The sequence below is a fragment of the Curvibacter sp. GW821-FHT09D12 genome (assembly GCF_059416245.1).
The window spans coordinates 1-19,825 of sequence record NZ_JBWKOU010000026.1 but is presented as its reverse complement, the minus strand read 5'-3'; the positions used below and the strand labels follow the sequence as shown (position 1 = coordinate 19,825).

At 67.3% G+C, this 19,825-nt stretch carries 14 protein-coding genes; 4 read left to right on the top strand and 10 right to left on the bottom strand.

Annotated elements, in window-relative coordinates:
- Positions 1–98: 98 nt before the first annotated feature.
- Genes AC07PT_RS26110 through AC07PT_RS26095 form a run of 4 tightly spaced genes read right to left on the bottom strand, consistent with a single transcriptional unit; the run spans position 99 to position 4,487 of the window.
- On the bottom strand, positions 99–416 hold the full coding sequence (locus AC07PT_RS26110) for a thioredoxin family protein (protein WP_492350381.1): 318 nt from the start codon (positions 414–416) through the stop codon (positions 99–101).
- A gap of 32 nt (positions 417–448) precedes the next feature.
- Positions 449–2,713 carry a protein-disulfide reductase DsbD family protein gene (locus tag AC07PT_RS26105; protein WP_494658649.1) on the bottom strand — a complete coding sequence of 755 codons (2,265 nt, stop codon included), beginning with the start codon at positions 2,711–2,713 and terminating at the stop codon, positions 449–451.
- A 56-nt stretch (positions 2,714–2,769) separates the two neighbouring features.
- A complete protein-coding gene (locus AC07PT_RS26100) occupies positions 2,770–3,525 on the bottom strand; it encodes an alanyl-tRNA editing protein (RefSeq protein WP_492350383.1) in 756 nt (251 codons plus the stop codon).
- Positions 3,522–4,487: a LysR family transcriptional regulator gene (locus tag AC07PT_RS26095; RefSeq protein ID WP_494658648.1), complete on the bottom strand. Its 966-nt coding sequence runs from the start codon at positions 4,485–4,487 to the stop codon at positions 3,522–3,524. Before AC07PT_RS26095 ends, AC07PT_RS26100 begins: the two co-directional genes overlap by 4 nt.
- A gap of 113 nt (positions 4,488–4,600) precedes the next feature.
- Here AC07PT_RS26095 and AC07PT_RS26090 point away from each other — a divergent pair, with 113 nt between their 5' ends.
- A complete protein-coding gene (locus AC07PT_RS26090) occupies positions 4,601–5,641 on the top strand; it encodes a zinc-binding alcohol dehydrogenase family protein (RefSeq protein ID WP_492350394.1) in 1,041 nt (346 codons plus the stop codon).
- On the opposite strand, the gene AC07PT_RS26085 is transcribed toward AC07PT_RS26090, so the two are convergent.
- The 3 genes from AC07PT_RS26085 to AC07PT_RS26075 form a co-directional block, all read right to left on the bottom strand.
- Positions 5,597–8,674, bottom strand: coding sequence for a bifunctional diguanylate cyclase/phosphodiesterase (locus AC07PT_RS26085; RefSeq protein WP_494658647.1), 3,078 nt, complete (start codon positions 8,672–8,674; stop codon positions 5,597–5,599). The genes AC07PT_RS26090 and AC07PT_RS26085 overlap by 45 nt on opposite strands.
- Positions 8,658–9,482: a transporter substrate-binding domain-containing protein gene (locus AC07PT_RS26080; protein ID WP_492350386.1), complete on the bottom strand. Its 825-nt coding sequence runs from the start codon at positions 9,480–9,482 to the stop codon at positions 8,658–8,660. The genes AC07PT_RS26085 and AC07PT_RS26080 overlap by 17 nt, the downstream gene beginning before the upstream one ends.
- A gap of 214 nt (positions 9,483–9,696) precedes the next feature.
- A complete protein-coding gene (locus AC07PT_RS26075) occupies positions 9,697–10,170 on the bottom strand; it encodes an Lrp/AsnC family transcriptional regulator (RefSeq protein ID WP_494658646.1) in 474 nt (157 codons plus the stop codon).
- A 104-nt stretch (positions 10,171–10,274) separates the two neighbouring features.
- On the opposite strand from AC07PT_RS26075, the gene mdeB reads away from it, so the two are divergent.
- On the top strand, positions 10,275–12,920 hold the full coding sequence (gene mdeB, locus AC07PT_RS26070; RefSeq protein ID WP_494658645.1) for an alpha-ketoglutarate dehydrogenase: 2,646 nt from the start codon (positions 10,275–10,277) through the stop codon (positions 12,918–12,920).
- A 125-nt stretch (positions 12,921–13,045) separates the two neighbouring features.
- Here the strand turns inward: mdeB and AC07PT_RS26065 are convergent, their stop codons facing one another.
- Positions 13,046–14,266: a polyhydroxyalkanoate depolymerase gene (locus tag AC07PT_RS26065; protein ID WP_494658644.1), complete on the bottom strand. Its 1,221-nt coding sequence runs from the start codon at positions 14,264–14,266 to the stop codon at positions 13,046–13,048.
- Positions 14,267–14,376: 110 nt separating this feature from the next.
- Between AC07PT_RS26065 and AC07PT_RS26060 the strand changes: the two genes are divergently transcribed.
- On the top strand, positions 14,377–15,033 hold the full coding sequence (locus AC07PT_RS26060) for a glutathione S-transferase (protein WP_494658643.1): 657 nt from the start codon (positions 14,377–14,379) through the stop codon (positions 15,031–15,033).
- Between the two features lie 55 nt (positions 15,034–15,088).
- Here AC07PT_RS26060 and AC07PT_RS26055 read toward each other — a convergent pair whose 3' ends face one another.
- Positions 15,089–15,511, bottom strand: a complete 423-nt coding sequence (locus tag AC07PT_RS26055) for a cupin domain-containing protein (protein ID WP_492350391.1) — start codon at positions 15,509–15,511, stop codon at positions 15,089–15,091.
- Between the two features lie 275 nt (positions 15,512–15,786).
- On the opposite strand from AC07PT_RS26055, the gene AC07PT_RS26050 reads away from it, so the two are divergent.
- Positions 15,787–18,117 carry a xanthine dehydrogenase family protein molybdopterin-binding subunit gene (locus tag AC07PT_RS26050; protein ID WP_494658642.1) on the top strand — a complete coding sequence of 777 codons (2,331 nt, stop codon included), beginning with the start codon at positions 15,787–15,789 and terminating at the stop codon, positions 18,115–18,117.
- Between the two features lie 105 nt (positions 18,118–18,222).
- Here the strand turns inward: AC07PT_RS26050 and AC07PT_RS26045 are convergent, their stop codons facing one another.
- Positions 18,223–19,260 carry a porin gene (locus AC07PT_RS26045; RefSeq protein WP_492350393.1) on the bottom strand — a complete coding sequence of 346 codons (1,038 nt, stop codon included), beginning with the start codon at positions 19,258–19,260 and terminating at the stop codon, positions 18,223–18,225.
- Between the last annotated feature and the right edge of the window lie 565 nt (positions 19,261–19,825).

The window sequence follows — 19,825 nt, the reverse complement described above, 5'->3', positions numbered from 1 at the left end:
TTTGCAGGCTTCAATCTTCATTTTGTTGTAACAAAAAGATTGTCAGCCCTGGGCATTGGCCTGTTTGCCCTGAGCCCTCGGGTGGCTTCCAGGCCTCATCAGGTGGCCAGCAACTGCAGCACCGCGGCGGTCTCGGTCGGGCGCACCAGCCGGGCCTTTTCCTGGCCATCGACCAGCAGGATCAGGGTGGGCCACAGCTTGACGCCGTAGACACGCCCCAGCGGACGGCCGGGGCCGTCTTCCACCAGCAGGTGGCGCAACCCCGGGTGGGCAGCCAGCGCTTCGGTCACCGGACCCTGGGCGGCGCGGCAGTGGCCGCACCAGTCGGTGCCGAACTGCAGCAGGGTGCGTCCGGGCAGGGCTTCGACTTCGGCCTGCGAGGGGGCTTCGGGTTCATACAGTGGAAAGGCGGGCATGGTGGTTCGTTCAAGGGAAGGGGCCGGGGCGCTCAGGAGCCCGGCAGGTTGAGGGCCTGGCGCACGTCGCGCACGCTCAGCAACTCGGACAGCACCTGGGGCGGCTGGCCCGGCCGGTAGGCCACGTAGACGGGCACGCCGCTGCGGCCCAGGGCGCGCAAGGCGGTGGTGATGGCCGGGTCCTGCCGCGTCCAGTCGGCTCGCAGTAGGGCCACCTTGTTCTGGGCCATGTCGGCCAGCAGCGCCGTGTCGGACAGGGTGCTGCGCTTGTTGACCTGGCAGGTCACGCACCAGGCCGCGGTGAAGTCGATGAACACCGGCCGGCCCTGGGCCACCAGGGCCTGCACCTGGGCTTCAGACCACGGGGCCCAGGTCGCGTCGGCCTGGGCGCTGCTGGGGGTCGGTTCAGCCAGGTGGGTCACCTGGGGCCCCAGGCTCCAGCCCAGCCACAGCAGCAAGGCGGCAAAGGCGGCACCCAGCACCAGCCGGGCGCGGTGGCGCAACGTCAGCGCCCAGACGGTGGCGCTCAGGGCCACCAGCAGGGCCAGCAGGGCACCCGCGCCGTCGATGCCGCTTTGCTGGCCCAGCACCCAGACCAGCCAGGCCACGGTGCCGAACATGGGGAAGGCCATCAGCTGGCGGAACACCACCATCCAGGGGCCGGGGCGGGGCAGGCGCCGTGCCAGCCCGTGGCTCAGACCGGGCACCAGGGCCACGGCCAGGTAGGGCAGGGCCATGCCCAGGCCCAGGGCGGCGAAGATGGCCAGCGCTTGGGTGGCCGGCAAGGCGACGGCAAAACCCAGCGAGGCGCCCATGAAGGGCGCGGTGCAGGGCGAGGCGATGGCCACCGCCAGCACGCCCGACAGGCCGGCATCGATGACCGGGTGGCGGGCCTGCACACTGGCCAGCCCGCTGGGCAGCCAGGCGCCAAATTCGAACACGCCGGCCAGGTTGAGCCCGACCAGGGTGAACAGGGCCGCCAGCAAGGCCACCACGCCGGGCGACTGCAATTGAAAACCCCAACCCAGCTGCGCTCCGCCCGCGCGCAAGGCCAGCATCAGCGCGCCCAGGGCCAGAAAGGACAACACCACGCCGCCGGTGTAGGCCAGGCCTTGCAGGCGCAGGTGGCGGGCCCCGTGCTCGCCGCTGTGGCGCGAAAAGCCCAGCAACTTGATCGCCAGCACCGGGAACACGCAGGGCATCAGGTTCAGGATCAGCCCCCCCAGCAAGGCGCCCAGCAGGGCTGGTAGCCAGGCCGAGCCTGAGCCGCTTGTGGTGACCGGCGCCGCTTGGGCCGCGGCCTGGTTGGCCGCCAGCGCGGCACTCAGCGCGGGCGAGACCTCGGCCTTGCCCGCCACCGGTGTGGCCGGCCAATCGCCGTGCACGGGCAATTCGATGCGCCAGGCCGGCAGGGCCGTGCCTTCGCGCTGCAGCACCACGGCGATCTGGGCGGCCTGGCCGCTGCGCTGGGCCGACAGGGGCACGCGGGTGGTCCAGGTGTCGCCGTCCCAGTGCGATTCGGCGGGGGCGGCGATGTCAAGCAGCTCCGGGGTTTCGGGGTACAGGTTCAGGGGCTGGCCGCGCCAGGCGGCAGGCAGGCCGGCAATGCGCAGGCTCAGGCCATCGGCCGACACCTGGGCCGCACTGTGGCTGGTTGGGGCACCCGCCAAGGCCTGGGGCTGGGCGGCCCGAGCGGCCTCAAAGGCGGGCAGGCTGGCGGCCGTGGAGCTGCCCACGGGCAGGTCCAGGCCCAGCTCGGCTTCTTCGGGAATGCATTCCTGGCGGCATACCAGCCAGCTGGCCTTGAGGCGGATCGGCAGCGTGCCCGAGGCCGCCGTCCAGCCCGGCGCCACGGTCACCGGCACCGGCAGCAACACCGTGCCTTCGTAGCCCAGGTTGGCCAGGGCACCGATGCGGATCTTGTGCGGCACAGGCCAGGCGATCTCGCCCGCACTCAGGCCGGCGGGCAACTGCCAGCTCAATTGGGTGGGCAGGCCGGAGTCCCCCGGGTTCTTCCAGTAGGTGTGCCACTCGGGCTGGTGGGTGATCTGCAGGCCCAGCCACAGCGGCTGGCCCGGGCCCACGCCCTGGGGCGCCAGCGCCAGCAACTCGGCCCGCACGCGCGGGGTGCTGACACTGCTGGGGGGGGCAGCCGGGCTGGACAAGGCCGGCCGGCCGGCCCCGGCACCTGTGCGCAATTCAATCTGGGCCGGGGCGGTGGCGGGCAGCAGGCTGGCCGCGCCCAGCAGGGCGGCAGCCAGCCGCCAGGGGCGGAGCAGGGGCGAGAAAAAGGACATGGCCGCTCTGGGAGCGGATGGGGCGGCCGAAGTTCCGCCGACCGGGGGCTGCTGCGTCACGCCGCAAACCCCAGCACCACGCGGCGCGAGTTGGCGCTTTTCTTCTCGATCTTGGTCACCACCATGGCACCGATCTCGGCCGTGTTGGCCACATGGGTGCCGCCACAGGGCTGCAGATCCACCAGGGCGGTGCTGCCGGGCAGGGCCGCAATGCCGATGGTGCGTACCTGGCCGCTGCCCCGCGGGGGTTGCACCGACATGCTTTTGACCAGGTCGGGGTTGGCATCCAGTTCGGCATCGCTGATGGCCCCCACCGTCACCGGCAGCGCCGCGGCCACCAGGCGCGCCAGGCCAGCGCTCAGGGCCTCCTTGTCCAGGGGCTCGGTCATGTGGAAGTCGAGCCGGGCGTAGTCGGGCGTGATGGAGCAGCCGTTCACGGGTTGCGCCACCAAGTGGCACAGCAGGTGGGTGGCGGTGTGAAAGCGCATCAGCCGGTGGCGGCGCTCCCAGTCGATGCGCGCCGTGAGCTCGCTGCCCGGCTGCAGCCGGGCCAGCAGGGCCTCTTGCCCGGGGGCCGGCACGTGCACGATGTCGGCGGTGGGCTGGCCCTGTTCGTCCTTGCCCTTGCGGGTGTCGATGATCTGAAGCACGCTGCCATCGGCCAACAGCAGTTGCCCGGTGTCACCGGCCTGGCCTCCGCCCAGCGGGTAGAACACGCTGCGGTCCAGCACCACGCCGGCTTCGGTCAGGGCGGTCACATGGGCGCTGCACTCACGCAGCCGGGCATCTTGGCGGAACAGGTCTTGGGTCATGGGCTCGATGGTAGCGAAGCGGGCCCGCCCGCGTGCGTCAAGGGGGTAGGCAATCCCATGCCGGAGGCTTCGAAGCGCCGGGCCAGGGTGTCGACCAAGGCCCGCACCCGGGCCGGCACGAAGCGGTTGCTGGGCAGCACCGCGTGCAGGGGCATGGTGATGCCCTGCCAGTCCGGCAGCAGGCGCACCAGGGCGCCGCTGGCCAGGTGGGCGTGCACGTCGATTTCGCTCTTGCACAGGATGCCGTGGCCCGCCAGGGCCCAGCGGTGGGCAATCTCGGCGTCATCTGCGCTGCGCCGACCGTGCACGCGCACGCTCAGCGTTTCTTGCCCGTCGTTGCGTTCAAACGGCCACTGCAGCACCCGCCGACCTCGGATCACGAAGCTCAGGCACTCGTGCCGGGCCAGCTCGCTGGGGTGCTGGGGGGCGCCATGGCGGGCCAGGTAGGCGGGGGCCGCGCACACCACCCGCCGCGTGGTCAGCAGGCGCCGGGCCACCAGGCGCGAGTCGTCCAGCTCGCCATAGCGCAGGGCCAGATCCACCTGATCGCGCACCACGTCGGTCAGGGTGTCGCTGACGGCCAGCTGCAGTTCGACCGCCGGGTGCTCTTGCAGAAAGTCGTCCAGCCAGTCGAGCAGCACGCGCCGCGTCAGGTCGCTGGAGGCGGCCAGGCGGATGGTGCCTACGAGCTGGGCCCCATCGTCGTGCAATTGCGCCTGGCCCTCGTCGAGCAGGTCGAGGGCGCGCCGGGCGTACTGGCAGAACAATTCGCCCCCCGGCGTGATGCGCATGCTGCGCGTGCTGCGCTCGAACAGGCGCACGCCCAGGCGGAACTCCAGCTTTTTGAGGGCGGCACTGGCCGCCGCCGGGGTGATGTGCAGGCGTTGTGCGCTGCGCGTCAGACTGCCCGTGTCGGCGCAGGCCAGGGCCACGCGCAGTTCGTCGATGTTTTCAAGTTTCATTTGAAACTGATGCTGTTTTGAGGTGGTTTATCAAATGATCAGGCAGGCCTAGATTCTCGTCTTCATCACACATTCTTGTCAGAAGGACGATTGCCATGACCACTTCTCCCCTCATGAAAGCGGTGGGTTACCACCAGGCCTTGCCCATCGAACACCCCGAGTCGCTGCTCGATTTGCAACTGCCCGCGCCGCAGGCGCAGGACCTGGCGCCGCACGACCTGCTGGTGGCCGTGTCGGCGGTGTCGGTCAACCCGGTGGATACCAAGGTGCGGCGCAGCCGCGCTCCGGCCCCGGGCCAGGCCGAGGTGTTGGGCTGGGACGCGGTGGGCACGGTGTTGGCCGTGGGCCCGGCCGTCACGCTGTTCCAGCCTGGTGACCGGGTCTGGTACGCCGGCAGCATCACCCGCCCCGGCAGCAATGCCGAGCGGCAGGTGGTGGATGAGCGCATCGTCGCGCGGGCGCCCAACAGTCTGAACGACGCGCAGGCCGCTGCCTTGCCGCTGACGGCCATCACCGCCTGGGAGCTGTTGTTCGATCGACTGGGGGTGCCTTTGCAGGCCGACGGGCAGGGGGGCGCCGGCCAGACTTTGCTGGTGCTGGGGGCCGGCGGAGGCGTCGGTTCCATCTTGCTGCAACTGGCCCGGCGGCTCACGGCGCTGACCGTGGTGGCCACGGCATCGCGCCCCGAGACGCGCCAATGGTGCGAGGCCTTGGGGGCCCATGCGGTGATCGACCACGGCCAACCCTTGTTGCCGCAGCTGCAGGGCCTGGGCCATGCCGAGGTGGCGCTGGTGGCCTCGCTGACCCACACCGGCGACTACTTCCCGCAACTGGTCGAGTTGCTGGCGCCTCAGGGGCGGCTGGGCCTGATTGATGACCTGGCCCCCGGAGAATTGGATGTGATGGCTCTCAAGCCCAAGAGCCTGAGCCTGCACTGGGAGATGATGTTTGCGCGCAGCCGCTTTGCCACGCCTGACCAGATCGAGCAGCACCGCCTGCTGAGCCGCGTGGCCGAGCTGGTGGACGCTGGCCAGTTGCGCAGCACCGAGGGCGAGCACATGGGGCCCATCCATGCGGCCAACCTGCGCCGAGCCCATGCCCACGTCGAATCAGGGCGTGCCCGTGGCAAGGTCGTGCTGCAGGGCTGGGTCTGATCCCGGGGGGGCGCCCGGCGTTTCGGTGGGCCAGCGTCGACCCAGCCAGACCGCCATGGCGGTGGCGGGCATGGGGCGGGCGAACAAAAAGCCCTGCAGCGTGTCGCAGCCCATGTCGGCCAGCAGGCCGGCCTGGGCCTGGGTCTCCACGCCCTCGGCCACCACATGCAGCTTCAGGGTGGCGGCCATGGCCACGATGGCTGCCACCAGTTGCTGGTTGCCGGCATCCTGATGCACCTCGGCCACAAAGGAGCGGTCGACCTTGAGCGTGTCCACCGGGAACTGGCGCAAGTAGCTGAGGCTGGAGTAGCCGGTGCCGAAGTCATCCAGCGCGACCTGGATGCCGGCCGCCTTCAGTCGGCGCAGGGCTTCGCGGGTCTGCTCGGGGTGGCTCATCAACGAGGCCTCGGTGATCTCCAGCTCCAGCAGGGCTGGGTTGATGTGCTGGCGCTCGGCCTGGGCGAGCACCTGTTCGACAAAGCCGGGGGCGGCGAATTGCAGCGGTGACACGTTCACGCACAGCCGCTGCACCGGCAGCCCCTGGTCCTGCCATTGGCGCAATTGGGAACAGGCCTGCTCCAGCACCTGTTCGCCCAGGGCCACGATCAGGCCGCTTTCTTCGGCCACCGCGATGAACTGCCCCGGGCCCCAGCACGTGTCAGGCCCGCGCTGCCAGCGCACCAGGGCTTCGGCCCCGATCACGGCGCCATCGCGGGCCCGCACCAGAGGCTGGTAATGCACGATGAATTCGCGCGTGGCAATGCCCCGACGGATGTCCTGCTCCAGTTGCAGGCGCACGGTGGCGGCCTCGTCCAGCGCGCGCGAGAAGAAGTGGTAACGGTTGCGGCCCTCGCGCTTGGCCCGGTACATGGCGGTGTCGGCGTGCTTCATGAGCAGCTCCACGTTTTCGCCGTCGGCCGGGAACAGGGCCAGGCCCAGGCTGACCGACATGTTCATGTCCCGGCCAGCGATCAGGCAGGGGCGCGCCACCTCGGACAGCACCTTCTCGGCCACCGCCCCCAGGTCCTGGGGGCTCTGGATATCCCCCACCAGCATGACGAATTCGTCGCCCCCCAGTCGGCAGATGGTGTCGCAGGTGCGCAGCGTGGCCTTGAGCCGGCGCGCCATTTCGCGCAGCAGCTCATCGCCAGCGGCATGGCCCAGTGAGTCATTGACGTGCTTGAAGTGGTCCAGGTCGAGAAACATCACGCCAAAGCCACCGCCTTCACGACGGCTGCGCTCGCAGGCCTGCTGGATGCGGTCTTGCAACAGCACGCGGTTGGGCAGGTCGGTCAGGGCGTCGTGGTGGGCCAGGTGGGCCATGCGCTGCTCCAGGGCGCGGGCCTCGCGCACGTCCTGGAACACCATCACCGCGCCACGCAACTGGCCGAGCGGATCGAAGATGGGTGACACCGCGTGCTGGATCGGGTGTTGCTGCCCCGACAGGCCTCGCATCAAGGCTTCGCGGGGCAGGCCGGAGCCGCGTCCGGTGCGCAGGCAGCGCAGCACCGGGTTATCGATGCGCAAGCGGGTTTCGGGGTCGAGCAGGACCAGGGTCTGGTCAAAGGCATGGCCTTGTGCACTCTGGCGCTGCACGCCCAGCAAGGCCTCGGCCACGGGGTTGAGGTACTGGATCCGGCCCTCGGCATCACAGGCCACCACCCCATCGCCGATGGAGTGCAGGGTCACTTCGATGAACTCGCGCTGGGCCGCGAAATGGGCCAGGCGTTGGTTCTCCGTCACATCCTCGATCACAGCCAAGGCCCGCGTCGGCTGGCCACGGGCGTTGCGTTCCCACACGGCGGACAAGCGCGACTCGATCAACTCGCCCCGGCCGGTCACCCAGCGGCAGGCGACATCGCGGCACTGGCCCCGCTGCAGCAGCTCAGGCAGCACATGGGCCTGGATGTACTGGGCCGACTCGGCCGGCATGAAGTCGGTGAAGGGCTGGCCCAGCACCTCGGGGCCCGAACGCCCGAGCTTGTTCAGCCACAGATCACTCACGCTCAGCAGGCGGCCGTCGGGCAAAAACGACATCATCAGCGCGGGGGTGTGGCTGTACAGGGTGCGCAGCCGGCGCTCGCTGGTGCGCAGTTCGCGCAGGCTGCGGCGGTAGCCCTCCATGGCACTGGCCAGCAGGGTGGGGGGCACCACCACGGCCAGGATGGGCAGGTAAAACAGCACATGCTCCCAATGCAGCGTGGTGGGCGGTGGGATCAGCAGCCCCAGGCCGATCTGGGCCCCGGTCAGGATCGACACCAGCAGGCTGGCGCTGGCCGTCACGGCAAAGCCGCCACGCAGGGCGGCCAGGGCCAGCGGCAGGGTGACGTAGACAAAGGGAAAGGGCACGCTCACGGGCACCACCAGGGCCACGGCCGCACTCAGCAGCAGCAGCGAGCCGTTTTCGAGGCTGCGCAGTTGGTGTAACAGGACACGCGCACCGTGCATCAGAACGAACAGCACCAGCGGAAGCATGGAGATGGCGCCGATCAGGCTGCCCTCCAGCCAGCGCGGCCACAGGAAGCCGAAGCTGGCTGCGGTGCTGCCCGCCAGCATGGCTGCCCCCAGCGTGGCGCCAATCAGCGCGGGCACCAGCCCGGCATTCAGCACGATCAACAGCAGTCGGGCCGGGCTGCTCAGCAGATCGATGTCCCCCTTCACCCGCCGCAGTGCCCGGGCTGCCAGGGTCACCTCGATCAGGTTGGGCAGCACAAAGGCCACGGCCGCGTGCCAGTCTTCGACCAGCAGCAGATTCGCGCCCAGGTTGCCCAGGGTCAGGGCGGGCAGCAGCACCCAGGCGTCGCGCGCGGGCCGGCGCGCCACCAGCAAGGCACCGGGCATGTTGGCGAACCACAGGGTGGCCACACTGCCCGGCAGGCGCGACAAAGCGATGCTCATCCCGGCCAGCAGCGCATACAGCACGGCGCCGAACAGGGCCGCACCCCACACGCTGTGGCGTTGCACAGGCGGGCCGGAGGGGTCTGATTCCAGTTCGCTGGAGGCGTAGGCGTCGGGCTCAGAGGGCGTCGTCATCCGGGCTCCTGCGCACCAGGGTCACCGCCAGGCCCAGCACGGCCACCCCGGCCAGGCCCAAGCCGATACGCCGCAGCCACACCGCGCGCGGATCGTCACTGCTCTGTTGGCGCCCGTCCAGCCAGCGCTGGCGCAGCGTCTGGCGCCGGGTTTCCGGCAGGCGCAGCAAGCTCTCCTCCAGTACCCGCCCGATGTCTGGGCGGGATTTGGGAAAGGCAAAACTCAAGGGGTATTCGAAGCCGATGGCCGCATTCACCTGCACGGCCCGCAGGCCCAGGCGGTCGGCTGCAAAGTGCACGCTGGCCACATCGGCCACCACCGCTCCCACCTGACCCGCGCGCAGCAGGCGCAGCCCCTCGCTGTCGTCATCCACCGGCATCCATTGGACCTCGGGGTACTTCTCTCGAACAAAGGATTCCACCGCGTAGCCCCGGCCCACGGCCACCGGCCGGCCACGGAAGTCCCCCAGCGACTGGGGGTCGCGGCTGGGCAGGGTGACCAGCACGGCAGGCACCGTGACATAGGGGCGGGTGAAGCCGAGAAATTCGGCCCGTTCCGGGGTGGGGCGCAGTGAGGAGATCAGGTCAACCTGCCCCTGCCGCGCGGCCTCCAGGATGGAGGCCAGGGGTTGGGCCGGCAGGGTGTCGATCCGAAGTTCGCCCTGGGTGGCCATGGCGTTCAGAAAGTCGGCCGACAGGCCTTCCACCTGCCCCTCGTCGGTCAGGTAGATGAACGGACCGTAATCCTTCTCAGGCGCAAAGCGCAGGCGCAAGGCCTCGCCGGCCCAGCCCAATTGGCCGAGGGCCATCAGCCCCCAGGCCAGCAACGCATGCCGCAGCCCAGCCCGCAGCCTGTCGCCTGGACGATGATTTTTTTGAACTCCCCTGCCCTGCATGATTGGCGGCCTTCCTGGAACGGATCCGACGAAACCGGTTTGGACAGCCCCATTCTGGGTGAATCAAAAAATTGTTACAAGATGAATTTGAGGGGTGTGTCAAGGTCATTTGTCTCGTATCGACGGATCAGCGACCCATGGAGGGCAATGGAAGCGCAGTTTTGTAACGCACCTGCTTGAGGGCAAAGCTGGAGCGGATCTTTTCCACCCCGGGAATGGGCGTGAGCTGTTCGAGAATGAAGCGCTCCAGGGCGGCGATGTCGGTCACGGCCACGCGGATCAGGTAGTCGCTGTCGCCCGTCATGAGGTAGCACTCCATGACCTCGTCGTGCTCGCAGATGCGCTGCTCGAAGTCGGCCAGGGCGGCCTTGCTTTGGGTGCGCAGACTGATCGAGATGAACACATTGAGGCCCAGGCCCAGCGCCGCCGCACTGGCCAGCGCCACGTAGCGCGAGATGACGCCTGCCTGCTCCATCGCCTTCACGCGGGCCAGGCAGGGCGACGGTGACAGGTGCACGCGACGGGCCAATTCGACGTTCGACAGCGCGCCATCGGCCTGCAGTTCGGCCAGGATGCGAAGGTCCAGTGTGTCCAGCTTCATATGTGGGAATTGATTAAATAAGCCGCATATTGTGCTGAGATTGCTTGTTTTTGAGGCTTGTTTTGGCGACTCATTCTGTGGTGATTTCCCTAAAGTACTGAACCATGAACGCACCTGCCGATCCCCGCTTCCTGCAGCTCATCGATGGCATCCCCGATGCTGACCCGACCGAGACCGCCGAATGGCGTGAGGCCTTCGAATCCCTGGTGCAGACCCAGGGGCCGGAGCGAGCCCGTTTCGTGCTGGACGAACTGGCCCGCCTGGCCCGGGCGCATCAGACGGGATGGCGCCCCGGCTTGAACACAGCCTATGTGAACACGGTGCCGGTGGGGCAGCAACCCGCGTTTCCGGGCGATCTGGCGATCGAAGAGCGGCTGGCGTCGCTGATGCGCTGGAACGCGCTGGCCATGGTGGTGCGGGCCAATCAGGTGGAAACCGGTGGCTCGGCCGAGCTGGGCGGCCACATCGCCAGCTATGCCAGTGCGGCCGATCTGTTCGAGGTGGGCTTCAACCACTTCTTCCATGCCCGCCAGGGCCTGGGCCCGGGCCAGCATCGCGGGGACCTGGTGTTCTTCCAGCCGCACAGCGCCCCGGGGGTGTATGCGCGCGCCTTCCTCGAAGGGCGCCTGCAGGAAGCCGACCTGATGCACTACCGGCAGGAAATTTCGGCCCCGGCGGCAGGTGCCCAAGGGCTGAGCAGCTACCCCCACCCGTGGCTGATGCCCGAGTTCTGGCAGTTCCCCACCGGCTCGATGGGCCTGGGGCCGATCAGCTCGATCTACCACGCGCGCTTCATGCGCTACCTGTCGCACCGCCAGTTGCTCGATTGCAGCGCGCGCAAGGTCTGGGGCGTGTTCGGCGACGGCGAGATGGACGAGCCCGAAAGCATGAGTGCCCTGACCCTGGCCGCCCGCGAGGGGCTGGACAACCTGGTCTGGGTGGTCAACTGCAATCTGCAGCGCCTGGATGGCCCGGTGCGCGGCAATGGCCGCATCATCGACGAGCTGGAGCGCCTGTTTGCCGGCGCCGGCTGGAACGTGGTCAAGCTGGTGTGGGGCAGCGACTGGGACGGCCTGTTTGCTCGCGACATCACCGGCGCCCTGGCCCGCGCCCTGTCGGCCACGGTGGATGGCCAGATGCAGACCTTTGCGGCCAAGGATGGGCGTTTCAACCGCGACAATTTCTTCGGCCAGAACCCTGAGCTGGCCGCGCTGGCCATGGGGCTGACCGACGAGCAGATCGACCGCCTCAAGCGCGGCGGGCACGATCTGGTCAAGATCCACGCCGCCTATGCCGCGGCGGCTGCGCACCGTGGCCAGCCCACGGTGATCCTGGCCCACACCAAGAAGGGCTATGGCATGGGCACGGCCGGTCAGGGCAAGATGACCACGCACAGCCAGAAGAAGCTCGACGAAGACGACCTGATCGAGTACCGCAACCGCTTTCAATTGCCGCTCAGCGATGAGCAGGCCAAGTCGCTGACCTTTTACAAACCCGCGCCCGACAGCGATGAGATGCGCTACCTGCATCAGCGCCGCGCCGCGCTGGGGGGCTTTCTGCCGCGCCGCGAGGCCGCCTGCGAGGTGGTGCCGGTGCCCGAACTGAGCCGCTACGGCCAGTTCGCCCTGCAGCCTGATGGCAAGGAGATGAGCACCACCATGGCCTTTGTGCGCATGCTGGGCAACCTGCTGAAAGACCCGCAACTGGGCCCGCGCATCGTGCCCATCGTGGCGGACGAGGCGCGCACCTTCGGCATGGCCAATCTGTTCAAGCAGGTGGGCATCTACAGCAGCGTGGGCCAGCGCTATGCGCCCGAAGACATCGGCTCGGTGCTGAGCTACCGTGAGGCGCTGGACGGCCAGATCCTCGAAGAGGGCATCAGCGAGGCCGGGGCCATCGCCAGCTGGACCGCTGCCGCCACCAGCTACAGCGTGCACGGGCTGGCCATGCTGCCCTTCTACATCTATTACTCGATGTTCGGCTTTCAGCGGGTGGGCGACGCCATCTGGGCCGCGGCCGATCAGCGCGCCCGCGGCTTTCTGCTGGGTGCCACCTCGGGCCGCACCACGCTGGGCGGCGAGGGCCTGCAGCACCAGGACGGCAGCAGTCACCTGGTGGCGGCCACCATCCCCAACTGCAAGGCTTACGACCCGGCCTACGCGGGCGAACTGGCCGTGATCATCGACCAGGGCATGCGCGAGATGCTGGTCGAGCAGCAAGACGTTTTTTATTACCTCACCCTGATGAACGAGAACTACGCCCAGCGCGACCTGCCCGAAGGCGCGTCTGCAGGCGTGTTGCGCGGCGCCTACCGGCTGCAGCGCATCCCCGGCGCGGCCACCCACAAGGTGACCCTGCTCGGCTCGGGCGCCATCCTCACCGAGGTGGTCAAGGCGGCCCAACAACTGGCCGCCGAGGGGTTCTCCGTGGACGTGATCAGTGTCACCAGCTGGAGCGAACTGGCCCGCGATGGCCAGGCCTGCGAGGCCCGGGCCCTGGCGGGTGAGCCTGACCCAGGAACCCCTTGGCTGACGGACTTGCTGGCCGACACCGAAGGCCCGGTCATTGCGGCCACCGACTATGTGCGCGCCGTGCCCGAAAGCGTGCGCGCCTGGATGCCGGCCGGGCGCCGCTATGTCACCTTGGGCACCGACGGCTTCGGCCGCAGCGACACGCGCGCCGCCTTGCGCGCTTTCTTTGGCGTGGACGCCGCCCAGGTGGCGCGGGTGGCGCGGCAGGTGGCCGGCTGAGCACATGAGCTCTCAACCTTGAGGGCTTCACAAGGTCTGAGGTTGACGTGCAAATCTTGTGTGGAGGACGCAGTGGTGACAGAACTTCAAGCGCCAGTTCAACGCAAGCACCTGGGCACTGCGCCTCAACCCAGGCTGGCGTGGATGCTGTCACGCACCCGCGGGTAGATCTGCTGGTTCCACTTGCGGCCGCTGAACACGCCATAGTGGCCCACGCCGGTCTGCACGTGGTGGTTCTTCAGGTAGGGGCGCACGCTTTTGCACAGGTCTTGTGCGGCCACGGTCTGGCCGATGGCGCAGATGTCGTCGCGCTCGCCTTCGACGGTGAGCAGTGCCGTGCGCCGGATGGCGGCCGGGTTGACGCGGCGGCCCTGGTAGTGGAGCTGGCCCACGGCCAGGTCGTAAGTCTGGAACACTTTCTCCACCGTTTCCAGGTAGAACTCGGCGGGCAGGTCGTTCACCGCCAGGTACTCCTCGTAGAAGGTCTTGATGGTCTCGGCCTCGTCGAGGCGGCCCTCCAGGATGTGCTGGTAGAGGTGTTCGAACGATTGTTGATGGCGTTCCAGGTTCATGCTCATGAAGGCGCTGAGCTGCACAAAGCCTGGGTACACGCGGCGCATGAAGCCCCGGTGCGGCAGGGGCACATGGCTGATCAGGTTCTTTTCAAACCATTCGATGGGTTTGCTGGTGGCCAGTCGGTTCACCTCGGTGGGGTTGACCCGGCAGTCCACCGGGCCGGCCATCAGGGTCAGGCTGCGCGGCTGGGCCGGGTCATCGTCTTCGGCCAGCAGGGCGGTGGCGGCCAGGGCCGCCACGCAGGGCTGGCACACGGCCACCAGGTGGGTGCCAGGGCCGATGTGCTGCAGGAACAGCATCATGTAGCGGATGTAGTCGTCCAGCCCGAAGGCGCCTTCGCGCAGGGCCACGTCGCGGGCGTTGTGCCAGTCGGTGATGTAGACATCGTGGTCCTGCAGCAGGGTGCGCACGGTTTCGCGCAGCAGGGTGGCAAAGTGGCCCGACAGGGGGGCGGCCAGCAGCACGGGCGGTTGGGTGGGCAGGCCGGCGGCCGGGTCTTTGGCAAAGTGCAGCAGGGTGCCGAAGGGCAGGGTGTGCGCCACCCGTTCGGTGACGGCCACGCGCTGTTCACCGATCTGCACCGCATCGATGCCATAGGCCGGCCGGCTGTGCGTGAGCCGCAGGCGCGAGAACACCTCGCCAGCCGCGGCCATCTGGCGCAGCACCGTGCGTTCGGTGCCGGGCACCATGAACGCCGAGCCCATGGCCTGCGCCATCAGGCGCAGCGGGGACATCAGGTCAGACTGGAGTTGGTAGGCCTGATACAGCATGGCAATCTTTCGGTGGGTGTTGCCGGGGCGAAGGCAAGTTGCGGGCCAAGGCCTGGCGCTGGCGGCATGGCACGGGGCTTGCACAGCCGCTGCACCTACAGGAGCAAGCCATGGCCAAAGCGGTTTTGACGATCAGCAGCAAGAACTACGGTGCCTGGGCCTTGCGTGGCTGGCTGATGGCGAAGCTGGCGGGCTTGCCGTTCAGCGAAAAGGTGATCTCACCCGATGACCCCGACATGAAGGCCGAGATGCTGCTGTTGTCGGCCTCGATGCGGGTGCCCGCCCTCGACCATGACGGACTGCATGTCTGGGACACCCTGGCCATTGGCGAGTACCTCAACGAGATCCGGCCTGATGCCGGCCTGTTGCCGGCGGATCGTGCTGCCCGGGCCCATTGCCGAGCCATCTGCGGTGAGATGCACTCGGGCTTCAGCGCCCTGCGTTCGTCCCTGCCCATGAACATCAAGGCCCATTTCCCGGGGTTCAAGCTGTGGTCGCGTGCACAGACCGACATCGATCGCATCACCACCATCTGGACCGAGTGCCTGCAGCGCTACGGCGGCCCCTATTTGTTCGGCGCCCAGCCCTGCATCGCCGATGCGATGTTTGCGCCGGTGGTGACCCGCTTCCAGACCTACGATGTGGCGCTGGATCCGGTGTGTGCCGCGTATTGCAAGACCATCATGGCCCTGCCCGCCATGAAGGAGTGGGTGGCCGCCGCGGCCTTGGAGCCCGATGAAATCGACGAACTCGACGCTGAGTTCTGAGAACGTCAACACGTTCTCGGTGGTGCACCCGCCCCATGCGGGTGCATGGCCTGTGTCAGACCCAGGGCGTGGGCGCCGGAATGGGGCACACCGCGGGCACGTCCACGGTCTTGAAGTCGGCCGGTGAGACGATCTCAAGGTATTCCATGTCGGGCGAGTAGTCGAACAGGTAGTGCCGGATGCCCGGGCGTTGGTGCACGCAGTCGCCGGCCTGCACCAGGGTTTCCTGGTCTTCGTACATGAAGCGTGCCCAGCCCTTGAGCATGATCACGATCTGAAAATCGGCCTCATGCCGGTGCCACCCGGTGCCCGCTTCAGGGGCCATGTTGGCTTTCACCAGGTGGGCGATCACCTGGCCGTGCGTGGCGGCGGCCACGCCCAGGTCTCGGTACAGGAAGAAGTCGCGCAATCCGCCACTGACGTAATCGTTGTCGCCAGGCTTGACGTGAGAAAACAAGGTTGAGCTTCGGTCCAGCATGAAGGGCTCCTGTCGAGGGTTGGGAAAGAGGCCAGAAGACCCCACGTGACGGCGGGTCACAGGGGTATTGCTGCGGTGCAGCATCAAGCATGAAACATTCCCGGTTTCAGGGGGCTTTGGGCGCCAGATCGGTGCCCACAAGACAGGCGGGTCCGGGCGACGTGAGTTCGGCGACAGCAGCCGAGGCGGGAATTGGCTAGAGTGTTTGGCGGTACCCAGCCCGTTCCCTGTTTCCCGTTTTCCGTTTCCAAAGCTCCAACCAGCGAGACAAATCCGTGAACACCCCATCTTCCTTTGCCCGATTTGGCAGCGGCCAGGCTGTGCTGCGCCTCGAAGACGAAGGTCTGCTCAAAGGGGCAGGCCGTTATGCCGATGACTTCAGCCTGCCTGGACAGGCCCATCTGGCGTTTCAGCGCTCGCCTTACCCGCATGCACGCATCGTGAGCATCGACCGCTCGGCGGCCCTGGGCCTGCCCGGGGTGCTGGGCGTTTACACCGGGGCCGATCTGGCGCAGGCCGGCGTCAAACCCATGCCCGGCAATGCCGGCTTCAAGCGGGCCGATGGTGTGGCCGCCTCGCCTTCACGCCACCCGCTGGCCCAGGAGCGGGTGCGCTATGTGGGCGAAGCCGTGGTGGCGGTGGTGGCCGACACGCCACAGCAGGCGCGTGATGCGGCCGAGGCGGTGTTCGTCGAGTACGAAGAGTTGCCCATGGTGGTGAACCTTGACGACGCCACCCACCCTGGCGCCCCCGCGTTGTGCCCTGAGGCCCCCGACAACGTGGCCGCCGAGATGCAGCACGGCAACGCGGTGGCCTGTGCCGCGGCATTTGCCCAGGCCACCCATGTGGTGGCGCTGGAGGTGGTCAACCAGCGCCTGGCGGCCCTCACGCTGGAGCCGCGCACCGTGTTGGCCTACCCCGATCCGGCCGATGGGCGCCTGACCCTGCGCATGAGCACCCAGATGCCCTCGGGTGTGCGCGACACCCTGATCGCCGTGCTGGGCCTGCCGCGAGAGCGGCTGAGGGTGGTGGTTGGCGATGTGGGCGGCGGCTTCGGCATGAAGACCGGTGCCTACCCCGAAGACATGGTGGTGGCCTGGACGGCCCAGCACCTGCAGCGCCCCGTGAAATGGGTGGCCGAGCGCAGCGAAGAGTTCCTGTCGTCCAGCCATGGCCGGGACCTGCAGACCCGTGCCGAACTGGCGCTGGCGGCCGACGGCAAGATCCTGGGCTTGCGCTTGCGCTCACTGGCCAATGTGGGGGCGTATGCCACGGGCACGGGGGTGGCCATCCAGCTGCTGATCGGCCCCTGGGTGCAGACCAGTGTGTATGACATCCAGACCATCGACTTCCACTTCAAGGCGGTGCTGACCAACACCGCACCCACCGGGGCCTACCGCGGCGCCGGGCGGCCCGAGGCCATTTTCACGATGGAACGCCTGATGGATGAGGCAGCCCGGCAGACTGGCATCGACCGCGTGGCCTTGCGCCGCCGCAACTTCATCCAGCCCGAGCAGATGCCCTACAAGAACCCCATGGGGCAGACCTATGACACCGGCTGTTTTGAGAAGGTGATGGACCAGGCCCTGGTGCAGGCCGACTGGACCGGCTTTGAGGCCCGGGCTGCGGCCTCGCGCCAGAAGGGGTTGCTGCGTGGCCAAGGCATTGCCACCTTCCTGGAGTGGACCGGTGGCAATGTGTTCGAGGAACGCGTCACCGTCACCGTGCTGCCGGACGAGACCATCGAAGTGTTCTCCGCCGTCAACGCCATGGGCCAGGGCATTGCCACCACGCTGGCCCAGCTGGTGGTGGATGTGTTCGGGGTGCCGATCGCGCAGGTGCGCGTGGTGCTGGGTGACACCGACCGCGGCGACGGCTTCGGCAGTGCGGGCTCACGTTCCTTGTTCACCGGCGGCTCGGCCGTGCGGGTGGGGGCCGAACGCACCATCGAGCACGCCAAGACCCTGGCGGCGGCCGAACTGGAGGTGGCCGCCGAGGACATCGCCTATGAAGGCGGGCGCTTCAGTGTGAAAGGCACCGATCTGGGGATCGACCTGTTTGCGCTGGCGCGGGCCCAGCGCGAGCAGCGCATCCACATCGATTCGACCAGCACGGTATCGGGTCCCACCTGGCCCAATGGCTGCCATGTTTGCGAGGTCGAGCTGGACCCTCAGACGGGCGATGTGCAGGTGGTGGCCTATTCCTCGGTCAATGATGTGGGGCGGGTGGTCAACCCCCTCATCGTGCGCGGCCAACTGGACGGTGGCGCTGTGCAAGGTTTGGGGCAGGCCCTGTGCGAGCACCTGCTGTACGACCGCGAAACCGGGCAACTGGTCACCGGCAGCCTGATGGATTACGCGGCCCCGCGGGCCGACCTGGCGCCCGAATTCCACACCACGATGGACGAGTCCACCCCTTGCAAGAACAACCCGCTGGGGGTCAAGGGCGTGGGCGAGCTGGGCACCATTGGCGCCACCCCCACCCTGGTCAATGCTGTGGCTGATGCCCTGGCCCGGGCAGGCCGGGCCGGCACGGCGCCGAGGCTGCAGATGCCGCTGTCGTCAAGCCGGCTGTGGGCCCTGCTGCAGTCAGGCGCGCCGGCGTGAAGCCATGAAAAAAGCCCCTGGCGTGAGCAAGGGGCTTCAACTTGGAGAAACCAGAGACCAGAGGGGCCGGGCAGCGACCCTCCCTGGTCAGATCGAGGGGGCCGATCAGAAGGCGTGACGCACGCCCAGCATCAGGTTGGAGCGGGTGCTCAGCGTCGAGGCGGCGCCAAACAGATCGGAGCCGGCGGTGATCGCGGTGGCCGAGTAGCCGCTGTTTTGCTTGGAGCGGTCCACATAGGTGTAGACCATGGTGCGCTTGCTCAGCGTGTAGGTCAGGCCCAGTGCCAGGGTGTTGCGGCTGCCGTCCACATTGGTGGTCGACTTGGTCTTGTCGTTGTAGTAAGCACCGATCAGGCCCACCAGCGGGGTCACTTCGTAGTTCACGCCCAGGGTGGCGATGTCGCTCTTGGCGCCGGTGCTCAGCTTGGTGTCCATGTAGTTGAAGAACACGCGGGCCGGGCCGAAGCCGTAGTTGGCGCCGATCATGGCGTTGGAAGTGCTGCCCAGGTTGGTGCTGGCCGAGGCGTTCACGTCAAACTTCTGGTAGGCCGCGCCGACCAGCAGGGGACCGGCGGTGTAGTTGGCTTGCAGACCATTGAGTTGGCCGGCCGAGGTGGAGCCCGACACGTTGCCAAAGCCGTGCATGGCGGCGAAGTTCACGCCAGCGATGTTCTTGGCGTAACGCACGGCGTTGTTCTGGCGGAACGTGCCGTAGGCCAGGTAGAAGCCCGATTCGTTGACGTTGGAGATGCCCCACAGCGGGTCAAAATTGCCGTAGTGCTCGAACAGCGGGGTGTACTGGCGGCCCACGGTCAGTTGGCCAAAGTCACCACCCAGGCCCACGAAGGCCTGACGACCGAAAGCCAGTCCGCCTTGGCCACGGCTGCCGTCATTGGGGTTGAAGCCGGCTTCCAGGGTGAACAGCGAGTACAGACCGCCGCCCAGGTCTTCCTTGCCCTTGAAGCCGTAACGGCTACCGCTGATCGAACCCGAAGTCACAGCGTTCAGGCTGCCGCCGGTGGCGGTCGCGTTGGTCTGGTGTTGGTAGGCGGTGTCGATCACGCCGTACAGGGTGACGCTCGATTGGGCGTAGGCAGAGCCCAGGCTCAGGGCCAGGGCGGTCATCAGAAATGTCTTTTTCATTGCAAGTCCTGTGTTCAGGTGGGGCAGGGGTGAGTCAGAAGGGCCGCATCGCGCCACGTCTGGGTGCATCCGACCAGGAAGGCACCAAGATGAGGCGAAATGGTTTTTCGCCCACAAATAAATGTCATTGACGACAGGTCGCGGATTTTAGGGACATGTTTGCATTTCGTAACTTTTTGGTGTGGGGTTTTTGTGACACCCGTATGCCAATTAGCGCGCTTCATGAATCATCAATTTTTCTGATGAATCTCCTGGGGATCGAATCTTGCTGATTGAGGCTGGAGCGTTCGTTGCCTGCGGATCGATCGTTCATGCGGTGGGACGTTCTATTAATCAGGCTGCTGGTACATGAATCGAATTGATGGAGAGGGGCTTTAAGGGCATCTCCCGACAAAGCTGGCCCGGAAATTGAAATACCTTCCACCGCCGCCTTCTATCGGCGTTTATTACTGATTCGGAGTTCATCCATGCAATTGAAGTTGACACTTACCGCTGTTGCTGCCCTGGCAGTTCTGGCAGGCGCTGCCTCGGCACAAGACGTTCAGGTCGTGAAGATCGGCCACGT

What these genes read in the sequence shown, in the direction of transcription:
- AC07PT_RS26110 (WP_492350381.1), bottom strand. Translation starts at nt 416, where the DNA reads ATGCCCGCCTTTCCACTGTATGAACCCGAAGCCCCCTCGCAGGCCGAA.
- AC07PT_RS26105 (WP_494658649.1), bottom strand. Translation starts at nt 2,713, where the DNA reads ATGTCCTTTTTCTCGCCCCTGCTCCGCCCCTGGCGGCTGGCTGCCGCC.
- AC07PT_RS26100 (WP_492350383.1), bottom strand. Translation starts at nt 3,525, where the DNA reads ATGACCCAAGACCTGTTCCGCCAAGATGCCCGGCTGCGTGAGTGCAGC.
- AC07PT_RS26095 (WP_494658648.1), bottom strand. Translation starts at nt 4,487, where the DNA reads ATGAAACTTGAAAACATCGACGAACTGCGCGTGGCCCTGGCCTGCGCC.
- AC07PT_RS26090 (WP_492350394.1), top strand. Translation starts at nt 4,601, where the DNA reads ATGAAAGCGGTGGGTTACCACCAGGCCTTGCCCATCGAACACCCCGAG.
- AC07PT_RS26085 (WP_494658647.1), bottom strand. Translation starts at nt 8,674, where the DNA reads ATGACGACGCCCTCTGAGCCCGACGCCTACGCCTCCAGCGAACTGGAA.
- AC07PT_RS26080 (WP_492350386.1), bottom strand. Translation starts at nt 9,482, where the DNA reads ATGGCCCTCGGCCAATTGGGCTGGGCCGGCGAGGCCTTGCGCCTGCGC.
- AC07PT_RS26075 (WP_494658646.1), bottom strand. Translation starts at nt 10,170, where the DNA reads ATGAAGCTGGACACACTGGACCTTCGCATCCTGGCCGAACTGCAGGCC.
- mdeB (WP_494658645.1), top strand. Translation starts at nt 10,275, where the DNA reads ATGAACGCACCTGCCGATCCCCGCTTCCTGCAGCTCATCGATGGCATC.
- AC07PT_RS26065 (WP_494658644.1), bottom strand. Translation starts at nt 14,266, where the DNA reads ATGCTGTATCAGGCCTACCAACTCCAGTCTGACCTGATGTCCCCGCTG.
- AC07PT_RS26060 (WP_494658643.1), top strand. Translation starts at nt 14,377, where the DNA reads ATGGCCAAAGCGGTTTTGACGATCAGCAGCAAGAACTACGGTGCCTGG.
- AC07PT_RS26055 (WP_492350391.1), bottom strand. Translation starts at nt 15,511, where the DNA reads ATGCTGGACCGAAGCTCAACCTTGTTTTCTCACGTCAAGCCTGGCGAC.
- AC07PT_RS26045 (WP_492350393.1), bottom strand. Translation starts at nt 19,260, where the DNA reads ATGAAAAAGACATTTCTGATGACCGCCCTGGCCCTGAGCCTGGGCTCT.